The 16176-nt window shown below is 60.1% G+C and carries 14 protein-coding genes and 2 tRNA genes; 1 reads left to right on the forward strand and 15 read right to left on the reverse strand.

Annotated features, from left to right (window positions below; genetic code table 11):
• Positions 1-187 precede the first annotated feature (187 nt).
• The 14 genes from ACEG18_RS06100 to asnB all read right to left on the reverse strand — a co-directional run bounded on the left by ACEG18_RS06100 (position 188) and on the right by asnB (position 14147).
• Entirely contained in the window at positions 188-1756 is a 1569-nt protein-coding gene (locus ACEG18_RS06100; RefSeq protein ID WP_372541749.1) for a threonine/serine exporter family protein, read from the reverse strand.
• Positions 1757-2176: 420 nt separating this feature from the next.
• Positions 2177-4141 carry a lysine--tRNA ligase gene (gene lysS / locus ACEG18_RS06105; protein WP_372541751.1) on the reverse strand — a complete coding sequence of 655 codons (1965 nt, stop codon included), beginning with the start codon at positions 4139-4141 and terminating at the stop codon, positions 2177-2179.
• 79 nt (positions 4142-4220) lie between these two features.
• Positions 4221-4691, reverse strand: coding sequence for a transcription elongation factor GreA (gene greA, locus ACEG18_RS06110; protein WP_006234960.1), 471 nt, complete (start codon positions 4689-4691; stop codon positions 4221-4223).
• Positions 4692-4797: 106 nt separating this feature from the next.
• Positions 4798-5073, reverse strand: coding sequence for a twin-arginine translocase TatA/TatE family subunit (tatA, locus tag ACEG18_RS06115; RefSeq protein ID WP_022094895.1), 276 nt, complete (start codon positions 5071-5073; stop codon positions 4798-4800).
• Between the two features lie 112 nt (positions 5074-5185).
• Positions 5186-5262: transfer RNA gene (locus ACEG18_RS06120), tRNA-Pro, on the reverse strand.
• A gap of 49 nt (positions 5263-5311) precedes the next feature.
• Positions 5312-6208 (reverse strand): 4-(cytidine 5'-diphospho)-2-C-methyl-D-erythritol kinase, encoded by an 897-nt coding sequence (gene ispE / locus ACEG18_RS06125; protein ID WP_372541753.1) that lies wholly within the window; start codon positions 6206-6208, stop codon positions 5312-5314.
• A 2-nt stretch (positions 6209-6210) separates the two neighbouring features.
• Complete coding sequence (locus ACEG18_RS06130) at positions 6211-6507, reverse strand: Veg family protein (RefSeq protein WP_006234957.1); 297 nt, start codon at positions 6505-6507, stop codon at positions 6211-6213.
• Between the two features lie 114 nt (positions 6508-6621).
• Positions 6622-7068 carry a D-aminoacyl-tRNA deacylase gene (gene dtd, locus ACEG18_RS06135; protein WP_089572532.1) on the reverse strand — a complete coding sequence of 149 codons (447 nt, stop codon included), beginning with the start codon at positions 7066-7068 and terminating at the stop codon, positions 6622-6624.
• A 3-nt stretch (positions 7069-7071) separates the two neighbouring features.
• Entirely contained in the window at positions 7072-7713 is a 642-nt protein-coding gene (gene rdgB / locus ACEG18_RS06140; protein ID WP_022094898.1) for an RdgB/HAM1 family non-canonical purine NTP pyrophosphatase, read from the reverse strand.
• A 143-nt stretch (positions 7714-7856) separates the two neighbouring features.
• Positions 7857-8582, reverse strand: coding sequence for a ribonuclease PH (rph, locus tag ACEG18_RS06145; protein WP_372541756.1), 726 nt, complete (start codon positions 8580-8582; stop codon positions 7857-7859).
• A gap of 54 nt (positions 8583-8636) precedes the next feature.
• A complete protein-coding gene (gene murI, locus ACEG18_RS06150; protein ID WP_372541758.1) occupies positions 8637-9521 on the reverse strand; it encodes a glutamate racemase in 885 nt (294 codons plus the stop codon).
• 51 nt (positions 9522-9572) lie between these two features.
• Positions 9573-10484, reverse strand: coding sequence for an HAD family hydrolase (locus ACEG18_RS06155; RefSeq protein ID WP_372541759.1), 912 nt, complete (start codon positions 10482-10484; stop codon positions 9573-9575).
• Between the two features lie 107 nt (positions 10485-10591).
• Positions 10592-12154: a Mur ligase family protein gene (locus ACEG18_RS06160; protein WP_372541761.1), complete on the reverse strand. Its 1563-nt coding sequence runs from the start codon at positions 12152-12154 to the stop codon at positions 10592-10594.
• A gap of 112 nt (positions 12155-12266) precedes the next feature.
• Positions 12267-14147, reverse strand: coding sequence for an asparagine synthase (glutamine-hydrolyzing) (asnB, locus tag ACEG18_RS06165; RefSeq protein ID WP_099432112.1), 1881 nt, complete (start codon positions 14145-14147; stop codon positions 12267-12269).
• Positions 14148-14334: 187 nt separating this feature from the next.
• Between asnB and ACEG18_RS06170 the strand changes: the two genes are divergently transcribed.
• A tRNA-Val gene (locus ACEG18_RS06170) sits at positions 14335-14410 on the forward strand.
• A 426-nt stretch (positions 14411-14836) separates the two neighbouring features.
• Here ACEG18_RS06170 and ACEG18_RS06175 read toward each other — a convergent pair.
• Positions 14837-16120, reverse strand: coding sequence for an aminotransferase class III-fold pyridoxal phosphate-dependent enzyme (locus tag ACEG18_RS06175; RefSeq protein WP_372541763.1), 1284 nt, complete (start codon positions 16118-16120; stop codon positions 14837-14839).
• Positions 16121-16176 lie beyond the last annotated feature (56 nt).

The raw sequence follows: 16176 nt of genomic DNA on the forward strand, positions 1-16176 counted from the left end.
GAACCAGCCTAGCACGAAAACCCCGCGCTTCGTAAGCGTTGAGTTTGTGAAGATGCAGGGCACCAATAATCCCCCGACCCCATAAGTTGCGGTGGAATACGGACTGTTTTGACCCTTTAAGCAGCAATTCAGTCCCTATTTCACCGCAACTCATTTGGTGCAAAGTGACCTATCCCCCTTGTACCAATTAGCTGGTGTGGCGCCAGCGAGGGTCAGTGAGTGTGCGTGCCACACCCAGACCAACGGGCAAAAACGCCACGATGAGCACCGCACGCACAAACCAGCCGAGCATATTGACCGTGTCGAAGGTGCACATGTAATACATCGAGCGATACAGATACAAACCCGGCACCATAATGACAATCGATGGCACCGTGAGGGCGATACGTGGGTAGGTGAGCTTGATTTCGGCTAAGCTCGCAAGCAGCCCCGATACCAACGCGCCGGTAAACGCAGCCGCCTCGGGAGGCATACCTACACTCAGACCCAAGAAGGGAAACAGCGTCGGCGCATCGACGAGCGTAAGGCGCAAGGTATTAGACACGGCGCCGATGAGCCCTGCCGCCGCTGCCATCTTTACCGGACTGTTGAACATAACCGAGAAGCCGAATACGCCAACGAAGCTCATCACCACGCGCAGGAGCGTAAGGGCAAGCGGCGAAAGGCCGAGCGGGGCAAAATCATCCGGTGCCAGCCCCACACACTCGGCAACCATCCAGCCCGCAAGGGTCGCCATCACAATAATCGACACAGCGTACGAAAGACGCTCAATGCCGCTTCGCATATCGAGCTTAGCGATGTCGAGGCCTGCCGTAATGAGGGGAAAGCCGGGAATCACAAAGAGCATGGCGCCGATATAGCCTTCTTGGTGCGACATTGCCCCCGGAATGACCTGGCCAAGGCCGAGCAATGCCAGCAGATACGAAACGCAAGCGAGCGCAACGCCGATCGTCAGCGCGCTAAACTGGCCAAGACCCTGCTTGAGAATATGGGAGCGAGCAAAGTTACCGACACCAGCGCCCACAAATGCACAAGCCATCTCGATAGGGCCGCCGCCGAGCAAAAAGACAAAGGCGCCACAAGCACAGGCCGCCGCAAGGCCCTGTTGCCAGGGAGTGTAATCGGGTTTTGAACTCTCAACGGTCTTGAGCATCTCGTGGTACTCATGCACGGTAAACCGGCGCCCGTAAACCTCGATTTCCTTTAAGAAGCTCTCCATCATCCAAATGCGATGGGTATTGACTCCCGTTGTGGGTAGGCTGACGACCTCGTTAAAGCAGTGGCCGCCTTCGATGCAGGTGCACTCAAACGACAGGAGACTCAGGTCGACGTGAATCGTGACGCCGAGTACGGCAGCAACACGATTCATGGTATCGCGTACGCGCCAGGCACCTGTTCCGCTTGCCAGCATAAGCATGCCGGTGCGGCAGATGATGGATGATTTATCGGTGAGCGGCGCATCGACGGCAAGCTCATCGCCTGCCGTCACGATCTGGTGCCAATCAGTTTTCATATGGAGCGCGCCGGCACGAACGCCGTGGTGCATAGGGACTCTCGAGAATAGCGAATCGGGGCGCGAAGGCTGTGGGGGTTCCGTCGATTCGACCTCGTCCTCGTCGGGCTCTTCATCAACAAGGTCGAAAGCATCGAGCGACGCCGGCTCGCGACGATCGATCAGCTCCTCGTCCTCATCATCGAAGTAATTGAACTGATCGAGCATCTCCTCTTCAATTGCGCGCTCGCTCACATCGTCCATATAGGCACTCCCTTCCTGCCGACTAACCCCCATCCTAGGCAGCGACGGCTAAAGGAAACATAAAAGAGACGACTGCTATACGAGCCATGTGCGCAATAGCCGTTGGGTAGTCGTTTAAGACCGTCCCCAATGGCTACATCGATGTTCTAAGTGTCAACAAAGTCACCGCCGCAGGTAGAGGACGGACAGCGAGCGACGTTCAGGACTACAATTAGAACACCCCCAACGATTACATCTTGACAGCCAAGCAACGCCGATGTCCTGGCAACGACAGCGAAAGCCCGCCAGAGTGAGCAAGGTGCCTTGAAACAAGGCGGCATTGACCTTTTGGTCATGCCGCCGAAGTTGAAAGGCAGATTGCCGCTCTGGCGGGCTTGCAGCGTCAACTGGTTACGCGGGTTGGTAAACCCGCGTAACCCCCTAGTACATCTTTGCGCCGGCAGGGATGGAAGCGTCGAGCTGGATCAGGTTGAGACGCTCCTCACCATCCTCCTCGTGGATAGCGCTGATGAGCATGCCGCAGCTGGGAATGCCCATCATCTTGCGCGGCGGCAGATTGGTGATGGCGAGCAAGGTCTTGCCGACCAGGTCCTCGGGCTCATAATAACCGTGAATGCCGGAGAGGATGGTACGGTCGGTGCCGGTGCCGTCGTCGAGCGTAAAGTTCAGCAGCTTCTTGGACTTCTTGACGGCCTCGCATGCCTTGACCTTCACGGCGCGGAAGTCGCTCTTGGAGAAGGTATCAAAGTCGACGAACTCCTCAAACAGCGGCTCGACGGCAATCTTGGAATAATCAACCGTGGGCTTAAGCGACTTAACGAACGGGCTCGCGGCGTTGCCGGCCTCTGCAGCCTTGGCGGCAGCGGCACCGGACTGGAAACCCTTCTCGGGCTTCATGTGCGGGAACAGCAGTACGTCGCGGATAGAAGCCTGGTTGGTGAGCAGCATGACCACGCGGTCGATACCGATGCCGATGCCGCCCGCGGGAGGCATACCGTACTCGAGGGCGCGCACGTAATCCTCGTCGTACTCCATGGCCTCGTCGTCGCCGCCAGCCTTCTCGGCCATCTGAGCGGCAAAGCGCTCGGCCTGGTCGACCGGGTCGTTGAGCTCGGAGAACGCGTTGGCGTACTCGTGGCCGGCGATAACCAGCTCAAAGCGGTGCGTCAGGCGCGGGTCGTCCTCAAAACGCTTGGCGAGCGGGCTGACCTCGATGGGATAATCGCACACGAAGGTCGGGTTGACGATGGTGTCCTCGCCCAGCTCATCGTAAATCTCGGCGATGATCTTACCAGCAGTCCACTCGGGCTTAATCTCCAGGCCCTTCTCGCGCGCGGCGGCAGCAAGCTCCTCGACCGGCGTGTCGATGGTGACCTGCTTGCCGAGCACGTCGGAGACGATGTCGGTCATGGGACGGCTGGCCCACTCACCAGAAAGGTCGATGGTCTGGCCCTGGTACTCGATGACCTCGGGGTTGCCGATGGCCTTGTTAGCCGCCTTAATGACACCCTGGGCGAGCGCCTTCATACCCTCGAGGTCGGAGAAGGCACGGTAGGCCTCCATCGTGGTGAACTCGGGATTGTGGGTAAGGTCCATGCCCTCGTTACGGAAGATACGGCCGATCTCGAACACGCGCTCAAAACCGCCGACGATGCAGCGCTTGAGGTGCAGCTCGGTAGCAATGCGCAGGTAGCACTCCTGATCGAGCGCGTTGAAGTGCGTGATGAACGGCTTGGCGGTAGCGCCGCCCTGGATGGTCTGCAGGATGGGGGTCTCGACCTCCATGTAGCCGTCGGACTCCATAAAGCGACGGAAGGTGGAAAGAATCTGCGAACGCTTACGGAAGGTCTCGCGAACGTCGTCGTTGGCGATCAGGTCGACATAGCGCTGGCGATAGCGGGTCTCCTTGTCGGAAAGACCGTGGAACTTCTCGGGCAGCGGACGAACGGCCTTGGCAAGCAAGGTCGCGCTCTTAGGGGCAACGGAAAGCTGGCCGCGCTGGGTGCGCACGACCACGCCGGTCACGCCCAGGATGTCGCCCAGGTCGAGGGCCTTGAGCGTATTCCAGGCAGCCTCGTCCATGTCGTTGATGCGGCAGAACAGCTGAATCTCGGCAGTCGCATCGCGCACGACGATGAACATGATCTTGCCCTGACCGCGCTTGGCGACCACACGGCCGGCGATCTTCACGACGTCCTCGGTGTCCTCGCCATCGGCAAGCTCGGCGTACTTAGCCTCGATATCGGCAACGTAGTCCTCAAGCTCAGAGTGCTCGGGATAGGGGTTCTGGCCCGCCTCGAACAGGGCGGCGCGCTTGGCCAGGCGGGTGGCGCGCTCGTCGTTGAGCGTCGATGCCTGATCTGCGGCGTTCTGGTTCTCTGCCATAAGTTAGCTCCTCAAACTAAAACGCTCCCCAGGATTCGGTCCCAGGGAGCGAAAACATACCTTTACGCGGGACCGTGGTCTAGCGTGCAATCTTGGCGATGGTGTAGACGCGAGTCTTGCCAGAAGGCGTAACGACCTCGACGGAGTCGCCCTCGCCGTGACCGATGATGGCATGGCCGACCGGAGACTCGTTGGAAATCTTGTGCTCGAGCGAGTTGGTCTCGGTGGTACCGACGAGCGTGACTTCCATGACCTCACCGTTGGGATCAATCAGAGAAACGGTGGAACCGATGGAGACGGTCAGATCGCCCGTGGTGGCAGCAACCTGAGCGTTGGCGAGGATGGCCTGGATCTCGGCAATACGAGCGGCGTTCTGGGCCTGCTTGTCCTTGGCGGCATCGTACTCGGAGTTCTCCGAAAGGTCGCCGAACGCGCGGGCTTCCTTGATGTCCTCGACGATCTCCTTGGCGTAATCGCCCTCACGCCAAGCGAGCTCCTCGACGAGCTTCTGGCGGCCCTCAGCGGTCAGTACGATCTGGCTTGCGTCCATACGGATATCTCCCCAACTCTGATCAAACAATCAACTGTCAACAAAACGAAAAAGACCGGCTAGCCTGCGGGCAAGCCGGTCAGGTGCTCACCCCAAAGGGATGGGACTACTCTGCGTCCGCGTCGCTGTCCTCTGCCTGCTTCTTCTTGGCAGCAGCGAGCTTGGCCTCGAGCTCAGCGATCTCCTTGTCCTCCTCGGACTGCTCGACCACGACCTCCTCGGCCTGCTTGGTCTCGGCCTTATCGTCGCCCTCCATACCCTCGCGGATATTCTTGACGGTAGAGCCGAGAGACTTGCCGAGCTTCGGCAGGTTCTTGGGCCCGAAGATAATCAGGACAACGACGAGAATAATGATGAGCTCAGGAGCCCTCAGTCCAAACATGTAGACCTCCACAATACAGCGAGACAAGCTCGAATGAGTATACCGCGGGTATCGCGGTATCACAACAATAGCTAAAAAAAGGGACCGCAAGAAGCGGTCCCTCCTCATGCTCTGGTCGGGTTGACTGGATTTGAACCAGCGACCCCTGCGTCCCGAACGCAGTGCTCTACCAAACTGAGCCACAACCCGTTAGCTCGACTATAGTAACAAAGATTTCCGTCGTGTGCTAGAGAAATTTTTACTTCTTTAGCACTTCGATGCGAACCGTGTTGGGAATGAGCTCCGTCGCGCAGGACCACCAGCCGTTTTGCAGGGCAGCGTCGGCAAGCCTTTCGGCCGTGGCGGCGGTGTCGCAAATGGCAAACGAGCAGGCACCCGATCCGCACACATCTACAGCAACGGTGCCGTCCTGTTTACGCAGCCAATCGAGAACCATTTGAATCTGCGGCTCCATCTGTGCGGAAATGACACCCAGGTTGTTATGGATGAGCGCATACGCCGTCTCGGCATCACCGGAACGCAAGGCAGAAGCTATCGCGCCGGGCTTGTCTGCAGGCACTGGGGCCTCGTCAAAACGTCGATAGGCTTCAATTGTCGAAACACTTGCCTCGCGCGGCTTGACCAACACGACGGGCGTTGCGGGCAGCGCGGGATACTCAGTTGCCAGCACGTCTCCCCCACCTACGTAGAACGCGGGGCTCGCGTGCAAAAAGAAGGGAACGTCGGCGCCAATACCGCGCGCGATGTTGTCCAGCGCGGGATCGGTGCGATCAATTCCCCAGAGCTCCGCCAAGGCAACAATGACTGCGGCCGCATCCGTCGAGGGACCGCCCAAGCCGGCGCACAATGGAATGCGCTTCTCAATCGTCACGCAGATGTTTGCCTCGCGACCATAATGCCCGGCCATAGCAACCGCAGCCCGATACGCCGTATTCTTTTGCATGGGAAAATCTGATGCCGGAACCGTCTGGACGGTCAGCGCCTGTGCCGGCGTAACCGTCACGGTATCGGAAAGACCGACAGCTGCCATCAGGGAATCGACCCTGTGGTAGCCGCGGTCGTCACGCTCGGTATGAACCCCCAGATAGAGGTTGATCTTTGCCGGCGCGGAAAGGGTCAGGGACCAATCGGTCACCGTTAATGCTCCTCGAGCTGATTGCCGAGCGGGGTAAAGATATGCTCGCCGCTCTCGGGGTCGAACAGCTCGACCTGACCGGTGAGGACATCGATATACTGGTAGGACTGACGCGACTTGCGGCCGCGACGCTCGTCAACCTCGACGATAAAGACTGCCGGATGGACGCTCTTGATGGTGCCCATGCGCTCGACGACGCGGGTGCGGCCCATGTTGGCCTTAACCTTGACGCGATCGCCCACCATATCGGTCAGCTTCTCGTGGATGTCGTCGACGTGATTGACTTCCATCTCTTCCATGAACAGGGCCTCCAGAAGGTGCAATTCAAAAAGGGGATAATACCCCTAAGATAGACAAAACTCTAATACTATAGCACCCTGTTACAAATACGCGCAAGTAGCTAATTTGGCTACTTACAGATTGTCGGTATCGAGGACGATGGTGAACGGACCGTCGTTGACCAGGTCGACCTTCATATCGGCGCCAAAGATGCCGTGCGCCACGTGTTCGACATCTTGGCGAACGAGCGTCAGGAAGTACTCGTAGAGCTCGTTGGCAACATCGGGGGCGCCTGCATCGGTAAACGATGGGCGGCGGCCGTGACGGCAATCGGCGAACAGCGTGAACTGCGACACTACGAGAACCTCGCCGTCGACATCGGCAAGTGCCAGGTTGGTCTTACCGTTCTCGTCCTCGTTAATACGCAAGCCGCGGAGCTTGCCCCACAGCTTATCAGCCTCGGCGCGCGTGTCGCCGTGGCCCACGCCCAACAGCACCAGATAGCCGCGCCCAATTTTGCCCACGCACTCGCCGTCGACTGTCACGCCGGCATTGAGTACGCGCTGCACCACCGCACGCACGGCTTACTCCTCGCCCGTCAGTTTGGCGGATAGGTGCTCGAGCGCATGGAATCGATGGCTGATGGCGTTCTTCTCGTCCGCCGTGAGCTCGGCCATAGTCTTGCCCGGCGTATCGACCGGCAGGAACAGCGGGTCGTAGCCAAAGCCGTGATCGCCGCGGCCCTCGTGCGCGATAACGCCCTCGCAGGCGCCCTCGCCATAGGTGACCAGGCCGTCCGTATCGATGAGCGCAACGACGCTCATAAAGCGCGCGGTGCGGTCCTCGTCTGCCACGCCCTCCAGATTCACGAGCAGTTTGGCGTTGTTGGCGGCATCGTCGCCGTGAACGCCCGCGTAGCGCGCGCTATACACACCGGGCTCACCGTCCAGTGCGTCGACGACCAGACCCGAATCGTCGGCAATAGCCATGAGCCCCGTCTCTTCGACGGCAGCCTGCGCCTTGATGATGGCATTCTCCAAAAACGTCGTGCCGTTTTCCTCGGGGTCCTCAAAATCGCCCAGCTGGCCGAGCGCCACAAAGCGAACCTCGGGCATGACCTTGCCCAAAATGGCCTCGATCTCGGTGAGCTTATGGGCGTTGCCCGTTGCCACGACAATGGTCGCCGCCGGGTCGAGGGTGTCGATGTCGATCTTCTCAAGTGCCATGAGTGGTCTCCTTGTCTCTATAGCAATGCCGCGCCGAAGGCGACGAGGGCCTCCGCCTCTCCTCTCTCAATCAACGGCAGTCTTATACTTCGACGTTTTCCCAGATAAAACCTGCCAAAATAAACCTGTCACTTTTTGGTAGGTTAGGCGAGGGCCTGGCGCTGGAGCTCGATGAGCTCGGCGATGCCTTTGTCGCCCAGGTCGAGCAGGGCGTTGAGGCGCTTGCGGTCAAAGGGCGCCTGCTCGCCGGTGCCCTGGAGCTCGATCATCTCACCGGTGTCGGTGGCGACGAGGTTCATGTCGACTTCGGCATGGCTGTCCTCGGAATAATCGAGGTCAAGCAGCGTATTGCCGTCGACAACGCCCATGGAGATGGCGGCCACCTGGCCGGTAAGCGGGATGCGCTCGATTTTGCCCGCCTCGACCCACATGGCGAGGGCGTCGTGCAGCGCCACCCAGGCGCCGGTAATGCTCGCCGTACGCGTACCGCCATCGGCCTGAATCACATCGCAGTCGACGGTAACGGTGTACTCGCCGAGTGCCTTCATGTTGACGACGGTACGCAGGCTGCGGCCAATGAGGCGCTCGATCTCCATGGAGCGACCCTTGCGGTTGGCGTGCTCGCGCTTGCAGCGCTTGCCGGTCGACGCCGGCAGCATGGCGTACTCCGCGGTCACCCAGCCGGCCTTAGCTCCCTTTCGCCAGCCCGGCACGCCCTCCTCGATAGTGGCGGCGCACAGCACGCGCGTGTCGCCGAACTCGGCCAAACACGAGCCGTGGGCGTGCTTCATGACGCCACGGGTGAGCTTAACGGGGCGTAACTCGTTGGCGGCGCGACCGTTGGCGCGGTTGACCTGCATGTACTCCATAGAAAAATCCTTTCGGCAAAAGGTGCGGCGAAGGCTTTGGCGGCTGCCTTACATCTACTTCAGCTCATCGATATCGATATGTTCGATGCTCTTGAGCGGCTGACCAAAGATAAAGCTGCCCGCCACCGCAAACTCGGCAATGTTATCGGCCGTTGTGGCAAAACGATGCTGCGGCTCGGCGGCGTCGCCCGCCAGCTGCTCGCGGCGCGTGAGGATATCGGTCAGCTCGCGCGTGGTCTCCTCGGCGGAACTCACGACACGCACCCCAGGCCCCAGCGCATGGCGGATAGGTCCCACCAACAGCGGAAAATGCGTACAGCCGAGCACCACGGTATCGATACCGTGGTCGCGCAGCGGCTCAACCGTGGTACCCACCAGCGCACGCACGGCAGGCGTATCGAAGATGTCCTCGTTCTCGAGCCACTGTTCCTGCAGGTGCGCACCCGACGCGAGCTCATGCTCGACGACCTCGACAAAGCTCGAAGCAGGGCAGCCGTACACGTCCACGCCGGCATCCAGGTCCTGGATGGCGCGCGTGTAGGCGCCCGAGCGAATGGTGAGGTTGGTGGCGAGCACGCCCACGCGACGCGAACGGGTGCTGTTGATTGCCGCACGGGCACCCGGCGCGATCACGCCGATCACGGGAACGTCGAGCACCTGCTGGGCCAGACGCAAGGCCGCGGCGGTCGCCGTGTTGCAGGCGATGACCATAATCTTGACGTCGTGCTTCGACAGCCAACGGCCCGCCTGCAACGCAAACGAGCGCACCTCATCCTCGGTGCGCGTGCCGTAGGGGCAGCGTTTGGTGTCGCCGAAGTAGTAGACGGACTCGTGCGGCAGCACCGTCGCGATGGCGCGCGCAACCGTCAGACCGCCCAAACCAGAATCGAACACGCCAATCGGGCGCGTGTCGCCTGTCGGATTCTCGATATCGGACATTACCTCACCAGTCTCTCTCGAAAAGACATGTCCAAGTGCGGCGACGCCGCACTACGAACGCGCCGCGACCAGCAGCTCTGCCGTCGCTGCCCAACCGTCGACAATTTTACCGCGCGTAACGAAAGCGTTCTCGCAAGCAGCCAGGAACTCGGGCGCGCCGGCGCTCGTCAGGCCATTCTCGACCAGGCAGAACGTGCCCACGTGATCGGCCATGTAGAAGTCGGACTCAGAGTCACCGAGCGCGAGCGTCTCCTCGCGCTCGATCCCCAGGTGCTCGCAGAAGCGCGCAATGGCAACGCCCTTGTTGAGACCCGTGGGGTTGATGTTGAATGCGCGACCGTCCTCGACGCGATCGAGCTCGAGCGTCGTCGGCTTGGACAGATGCGTCAGGTGACCGTTACAGGCCCACACCAAGCCGCAGCCGGCCTCGTCGAGGATGGCCTGCGCCTCGTCATCGGGGATGTCGCCGCGCATGCCGACGGTGACCTCGCGGTACTTGTAGCCGGTCGACATGTCGTTGTGATACTCGATCTTGTGCGGCCAGCGGGCGAGGATCTTCTCGCACACACCGGTCTGCTCGATCACCTGGTGCGGAGTAAGGCCGCAAGAAGGGTCGTAGGGCATGTCGCCGGTCAGATACTCCCAATCGTTGGCTTTGAGGTCGTACATGACCAGGCCGCCCATCTCACCAATGTAGGAGTTGAGGCCGAGCACGCGCGCATCCTCGTGGATCATGGTGCGGTTGCGGCCCGAGGTGGGAACCACCTGAATACCAGCGCGGGCAAGTGCCACGACGGCCTCGACGAGTTTGGTCGAGGGGTTGCCGTCGTTGTCGCGCAGCACGCACGAGCCGGGTGCGAGCATCGTGGCATCCAGGTCGGTAAAGACGTACTTGACCTTGGCCAAACGCTCGCGCATCTCGCCCGAAAGCTCGGCAACGGTCGGCAGGGTGTTGTGGGACATGGTTACTCCGTTTACGTAGAAGGGTTTGGACTTGGACGGCATGCTTTGCTTGAGGGAACACGCTTATGGCGACAGCGCACTCAGGGCGCCGCCGCCGTCATGGTTCATTAGTCAAACTGGGTAACATCGATCAGGCGATTGGCCAACGAAAGGTCGCTCTCGATGGGCACGAACTCGTCGCCCACGTGCATGAGCTCCTCGTCACCCTTTGCCAGCAGCAAGACAATGGTGGGAGCATCGGGGTTGACGTACTCCTCGCGCGCCGCCTTGAACGCCGCATGCACAGCGGCTTCGCGATCGAGGATGATCTTGTTCGGCGTATCGTCGGGAACATGTTCGGCAAGCTCGCGACAGACCTTCATCGGGTCCTCGTGAGCCGGGTCCTCGTTGGCAAAGATCATCAGGTCGGAATATGGTGCGGCCTCGCGCGGAAGCTGCTCGCGGCGCTCCTGCGCCTTGCCGCCGGCAGCGCCAAACAGCGCAATGACGGGGCTAGCGGGAAACGCGCGCTTGACCGACGAGAAAAGCGAGCGGAACGAAAGCTGGTTGTGCGCGTAGTCGACGACACAAATCACGCGGCCGTCCTTCGACTCCACGACCTCCATACGGCCCGGCACACGCAGTTTGGAGAGGCCCTTCTTGATGGCATCGATACCGATGCCGATCTCGCGCGCAGCGGCGATAGCGACCAGTGCGTTTTCCACGTTAAAGTCTCCCGCGATACCCAGCAGGACCTTTTCCCCCGCCTCGGACTCGTCGGCACACAGGCCATGCAAGTTGAACTCGATGCTAAAGCCGACCATGCGTACGTCGCTCGCCCACAGGCTTGCCTCGGGATGCTCGACGCCAACGGTCACCAAGCGCTCGGCCGTCGACGCTGCCTCCAGCACACGGTCGACCTCTTCGGTGCCCAGATTCACCACGGCGGTCTTTGCCTGGTCAAAGATCCTGAGTTTGCTCTCAAAATAATCCTCAAACGTGGGATGTTCGATCGGCGAGATGTGGTCGCGGCCGATGTTGAGGAAGCACGCCACGTCAAACGGCAGATTCTCGACGCGTTGGTACTTGAGCGCCTGGCTCGAGACCTCCATGACCATGGACTGGCGACCGGACTCACGGCAGTTGGCGATATGGCGCCAGACCTCGGGGGCCTCGGGCGTAGTATTGGTGCTCTCGTAGCACTCGATGCCATCGTCGGTACTCACCGAGCCGATCATGCCGCAGGACTCGCCCGCTGCCTTGATGATGGACTGAAGCATAAAAGCGGCCGTGGTCTTTCCCTTGGTACCGGTGATGCCCACGATCTTGACATCGTGGTCGGGACGGTCGTAGACCTCCGGCGGCAACAGGGCCATGGCCGTGCGAACGCTATCAACAACCAGCATCGCAGCACCGCTCTCCTGCGCCAGCGGCTCCAGAGACTCGACCAGCGACTCTTCGCACACAAATGCGACGGCGCCCGCATCGAGCGCCATGCTCAAAAACGCGGGCTTAAAGGCAGCGCCTTTGCAAAAGAACACGTCACCTGCCGAGACCGCGCGCGAATCAAACGAGCAGCCGGTCACGGCACGCTCGTCAACCTGCTCTGATGCGCGCAGCTCGCCGCACACATCGAGAAGCTTGGCAAGCGTATCGACCGTGGTCACGGTCGCGGAATCCGAATGGTGCATCTTTCACCTTTCTCAGCCATTTGGCAGGGACGGTTTTTATAGTAACTGAAACGCACCTGCGCAAAAACGGCTCCCGAAGGAGCCGTTACGCGCAGGCGTTCGTAAGCCGAGGCTAGGCAGCCTGAACAGCGGGCTGGTCCTCGTCGATAAAGAAGCGCTTGTACCACACCAGGAACACGAGCGGCGTATAGATCTTGCGCTGGAAATCGCCCTTGCCCGCAAAGTGCAGATCGAGCAGGTGCATGAGCTCGTCGGTATCGAAGAACTCGCTTGCCCACGGCGCGGTGAAGTACTCCTTGACATAGTCGTACCACTTTTGCTCGCGCAGCCAGTAGACAATCGGCACCGGGAAGCCCACCTTGGGACGGGTGGCCCACTCATCGGGCAGCGACTTGTTGGCAGCGTGGCGGAGTACCTGTTTGTTGCCGTTCTCGTTGATGCGGTAGCGGTCGGGAATGTGCTCGGCGAACTCCATGACTTTGCGGTCCAGGAAGGGCACGCGCAGCTCCAGCGAGTGCGCCATGCACATCTTGTCGGCCTTGAGCAGAATGTCGCCCGGGAGCCACATGTTCATGTCCAGGTACTGCTTCTTGACCAGCTCGGGCTGACCCTTCACGCGCGCATAGATGGGGGCGGCAAGCTCGAAGGCGCCATCGCCGGTGTTGTACTCGGGCTTGAGCACGCCGTCGACCTCGCGCTCCGGCCATACCAGAGCCTGTCCCAGGAACGACTTCTCAGGGATCTCGGCACCCTTGACCAGGAAGTTATGTCCCTTGAAGTACGGCATATGCAACGCCAGGTTACCGAGCGCGCGACGGATGGGCAGCGGTACCATCTTTTTGTACTTGCGGACCGGGACCGTGTCCTCGTAGTAGGCGTAGCCGCCAAAGAGCTCGTCGGCACCTTCGCCCGAAAGCACGACGGTGACGTCCTTGCGGGCCATCTCGGCCAAGAACCACAGCGGCACGGAAGACAGGTTGGACTGCGGCTCGTCCATGTGATACTGGATGTCCTCGAGCGCACCGAAGAACTCGTCGGCGGTAATCATCTTGCGGACATTCTCGACGCCGAGCTTGTCAGAAAGTTCCTTGGCATAGTTAGTCTCGTTGAAATTCTTGTAATCGAAGCCCACCGAGAAGGTCTTGTCGGGCATGAGGCAAGCGGCGATGTAGCTGGAGTCGACGCCGCCGGAGAGGAACGACGCGACCTTGACGTCGGCGATGCGATGGGCCTCGACGCTCTCGTGCACGACCTCGTCCAGCTCGTCGACGTACTCCTCAAACGGCTTCTCGACGGCAGAGTAATCGCAATCCCAGTAGCGCTCGATGTTCATCTTGCCGGTCGGGATGTCTACGGTAAAGTAATGCGCCGGCGGCAGCTTGTAGACACCCTCGAAGAAGGTCTCCTCGGTTGCCGAATACTGCAGCGTCATGTACGGACGCAGGGCCTTTTTGTTGACCGCCTTGTGGAAGTGCGGGTAGTCCAGGAAGCTCTTGATCTCGGAACCAAAGAGCACGCCCGGAGCGCCGTCGCCCGCATCGGCCATGGGATAGTAGTAGAGCGGCTTGATGCCAAAGATATCGCGGGCGCCAAAAAGCTTGTTCTTCTTCTTGTCCCAGATGACGAAGGCGTACATACCGCGCAAGCGATCGAGTACTGCCTCGCCCCACTCCTCGTAGCCGTGCAGGAGGCTCTCGGTGTCGGCGCCGCAGTGGAACTGGTAGCCCTTGGCCTCGAGCTCGGAACGGAGTTCTTGGAAGTTGTAGATCTCGCCGTTGAAGACGATAACGACGCTGCCGTCCTCATTGGCCATGGGCTGAGCGCCGGCCTCGGTCAGGTCGAGGATCGACAAGCGGCGGAAGCCCAGGGCAACGCGGCCGTCGATAAACTGACCGCCCATGTCGGGACCGCGATGGACGATGCGGTCCATCATCTTGGTGAGCACCTCGGATTGGTTATCCGTCCCACCGACAAAACCGACAAAACCGCACATATACTATCCCCTCTGCTGTTGCTGGGCATCAAATCGAATCAATAGCTTTTGAGTATACCCGAGGGCGTAAAAAGGGGCGGAATGTTCAGGCAATCTCAACTGAATCAGCTCCGCGCCGACACGCGACGGTTACCTTTAATGGATATGAGATGAATGAGGCGATTGTTTTGCTATACTCTCTCCGCACGGGCGATTGGCGCAACGGTTAGCGCAGGTGCTTTACACGCACAAGGCTGGGGGTTCGAATCCCTCATCGCCCACCACTGATTTGTTAGGCCTCCAGCGATGGAGGCCTTTCTTTTTCGGGCTCAGCGCATGGGATTCGAACCCGCCAGCACGTCCGTCACAAAGGCCGTGGCCAAAAAATGGCAAAAATGAGTACTGTTACCAATTTTGTAGCAGCGATTTTTGGGTTTCGCTGGATAAATCTAGCTCTGAATCAGCGATTTGAAGCCTTTACTAGCTGTTTTCCCATTAACATAACTGAACATGTGTGGTCTAACTAATCCTAGGTAGTCGGTTTCATATGAGATTCAACTGGTGACAGTACTCATATTTGGCATTTTTTGTCCAAAGGCTCTCCTGGCCATTGCAGATTTATGGCAAAACGGGCTCCAGACCGCCGAATCGTGCCGCATATGGCACGTCCGCAGTCCGGAACCCGGTCCAAATTGAGTTATTGCGCCGCGTTAGCCCAAGACACCCGATAGGATCTCGATTAGGCTGTCCACGTCGGCCTCTTCGCACACGAGCGGCGGCAGGAAACGCAGCGTATGTGCACCTGTAGCGTTGATCACGGCACCAGCCCCCAATGCACGGGCCACAACGTCGTGTGCATCACCCGCAGTATCGTCCAGATCGCAGCCGAGCATCAGGCCACGGCCACGCACCTCTACCACATGCGGAAGCTTAACCAGCGCCTGCTCCATATAGGCGCCTACCTTGGCAGCGTGGTCGGCATAATCGCCGCGCACGAGCGCGGAGAGCGTCGCGGCACACGCCGCGACGGCCAAGCAGCTACCGCCAAAGGTCGAGCCGTGGTCGCCCGGCTCAAACACGTCGGCAATCTCCTTCTTTGCGACGACGGCACCCATGGGCACGCCATCAGCAATGCCCTTGGCAAGGCTCATGATGTCGGGCTCCACGCCATAGGTCTGGAACGCAAACGGCTTACCCGTGCGGAAGATACCGCACTGGACCTCGTCGGCGATAAGCACGGCGCCCACTTCGTGTGCCAGGTCGCGCGCTGCCGCCATAAACTCCTCGGTCATGGGGTGCACACCGCTCTCACCCTGGATCGGTTCGAGCATCACGGCGCAAATTTCACTGCCCAGCTGCTTAAAGATCGCACGCAATTCATCGACATCGTTGGGCGTGCAGGCCACAAAGCCACCCGGCAGCGGGCGGAAGCTGTCCTGCAGCCAATCCTGCATGGTGGCGGCAATGGTCTCGAGCGTACGGCCGTGGAAGCCGCCGCGCATGCACACGATGGTGTTGCCGCCATTACCGGCACGCTTGGCGTACAGGCGCGCGAGCTTCATCGAGCCCTCGTTGGCCTCGGCGCCGGAGTTGGCAAAGAAGGTCTCCCACACCTGCTCGTCCGCAGCCGGGGCACCAAGAGCAGCTGCCGTGGTCTCATCGCCGGCGGCAATGGCATCGGCAAGCACGCGTGCACCATCTAAGTCGTCGTTGGCAAGCTTGGACAGCAGCGCCGCGACCTGTCCACGCTGCTCGATGTAGAAGTAATTGGAGACATGCATGAGCTTTTTGGTCTGTGCCTCGAGCGCCGAGAGCACAGCCGGGTCGCCATGACCTAGGCTGCACACGCCGATGCCGGCAAGAAAGTCGAGGTACTCACGACCATCGTCGCCGGTGAGCTTCATGCCGTGACCCTCGACAAACTCGACCGGAGAGCGGCCAAAGGTATGCATAACGTAATGGGATTCAAGCGATTGCTGAGCCGCAAGTGACATGGGATGCCTTTCGTTGGGCGCCAGACGGCGCAGGCCTATGGGTGCAGGAATGGGGC

The organism is Collinsella aerofaciens, from assembly GCF_041537385.1.
Taxonomy (GTDB): domain Bacteria; phylum Actinomycetota; class Coriobacteriia; order Coriobacteriales; family Coriobacteriaceae; genus Collinsella; species Collinsella aerofaciens_BV.

Excerpts from the sequence above, each read along its gene's own strand:
- greA (WP_006234960.1), bottom strand. The coding sequence starts at position 4,691 with ATGGACGCAAGCCAGATCGTACTGACCGCTGAGGGCCGCCAGAAGCTC.
- ACEG18_RS06130 (WP_006234957.1), bottom strand. The coding sequence starts at position 6,507 with ATGGAAGAGATGGAAGTCAATCACGTCGACGACATCCACGAGAAGCTG.
- ACEG18_RS06160 (WP_372541761.1), bottom strand. The coding sequence starts at position 12,154 with ATGCACCATTCGGATTCCGCGACCGTGACCACGGTCGATACGCTTGCC.
- asnB (WP_099432112.1), bottom strand. The coding sequence starts at position 14,147 with ATGTGCGGTTTTGTCGGTTTTGTCGGTGGGACGGATAACCAATCCGAG.
- murI (WP_372541758.1), bottom strand. The coding sequence starts at position 9,521 with ATGTCCGATATCGAGAATCCGACAGGCGACACGCGCCCGATTGGCGTG.
- ACEG18_RS06100 (WP_372541749.1), bottom strand. The coding sequence starts at position 1,756 with ATGGACGATGTGAGCGAGCGCGCAATTGAAGAGGAGATGCTCGATCAG.
- lysS (WP_372541751.1), bottom strand. The coding sequence starts at position 4,141 with ATGGCAGAGAACCAGAACGCCGCAGATCAGGCATCGACGCTCAACGAC.
- rph (WP_372541756.1), bottom strand. The coding sequence starts at position 8,582 with ATGGAGTACATGCAGGTCAACCGCGCCAACGGTCGCGCCGCCAACGAG.
- rdgB (WP_022094898.1), bottom strand. The coding sequence starts at position 7,713 with ATGGCACTTGAGAAGATCGACATCGACACCCTCGACCCGGCGGCGACC.
- tatA (WP_022094895.1), bottom strand. The coding sequence starts at position 5,073 with ATGTTTGGACTGAGGGCTCCTGAGCTCATCATTATTCTCGTCGTTGTC.
- ACEG18_RS06155 (WP_372541759.1), bottom strand. The coding sequence starts at position 10,484 with ATGTCCCACAACACCCTGCCGACCGTTGCCGAGCTTTCGGGCGAGATG.
- ACEG18_RS06175 (WP_372541763.1), bottom strand. The coding sequence starts at position 16,120 with ATGTCACTTGCGGCTCAGCAATCGCTTGAATCCCATTACGTTATGCAT.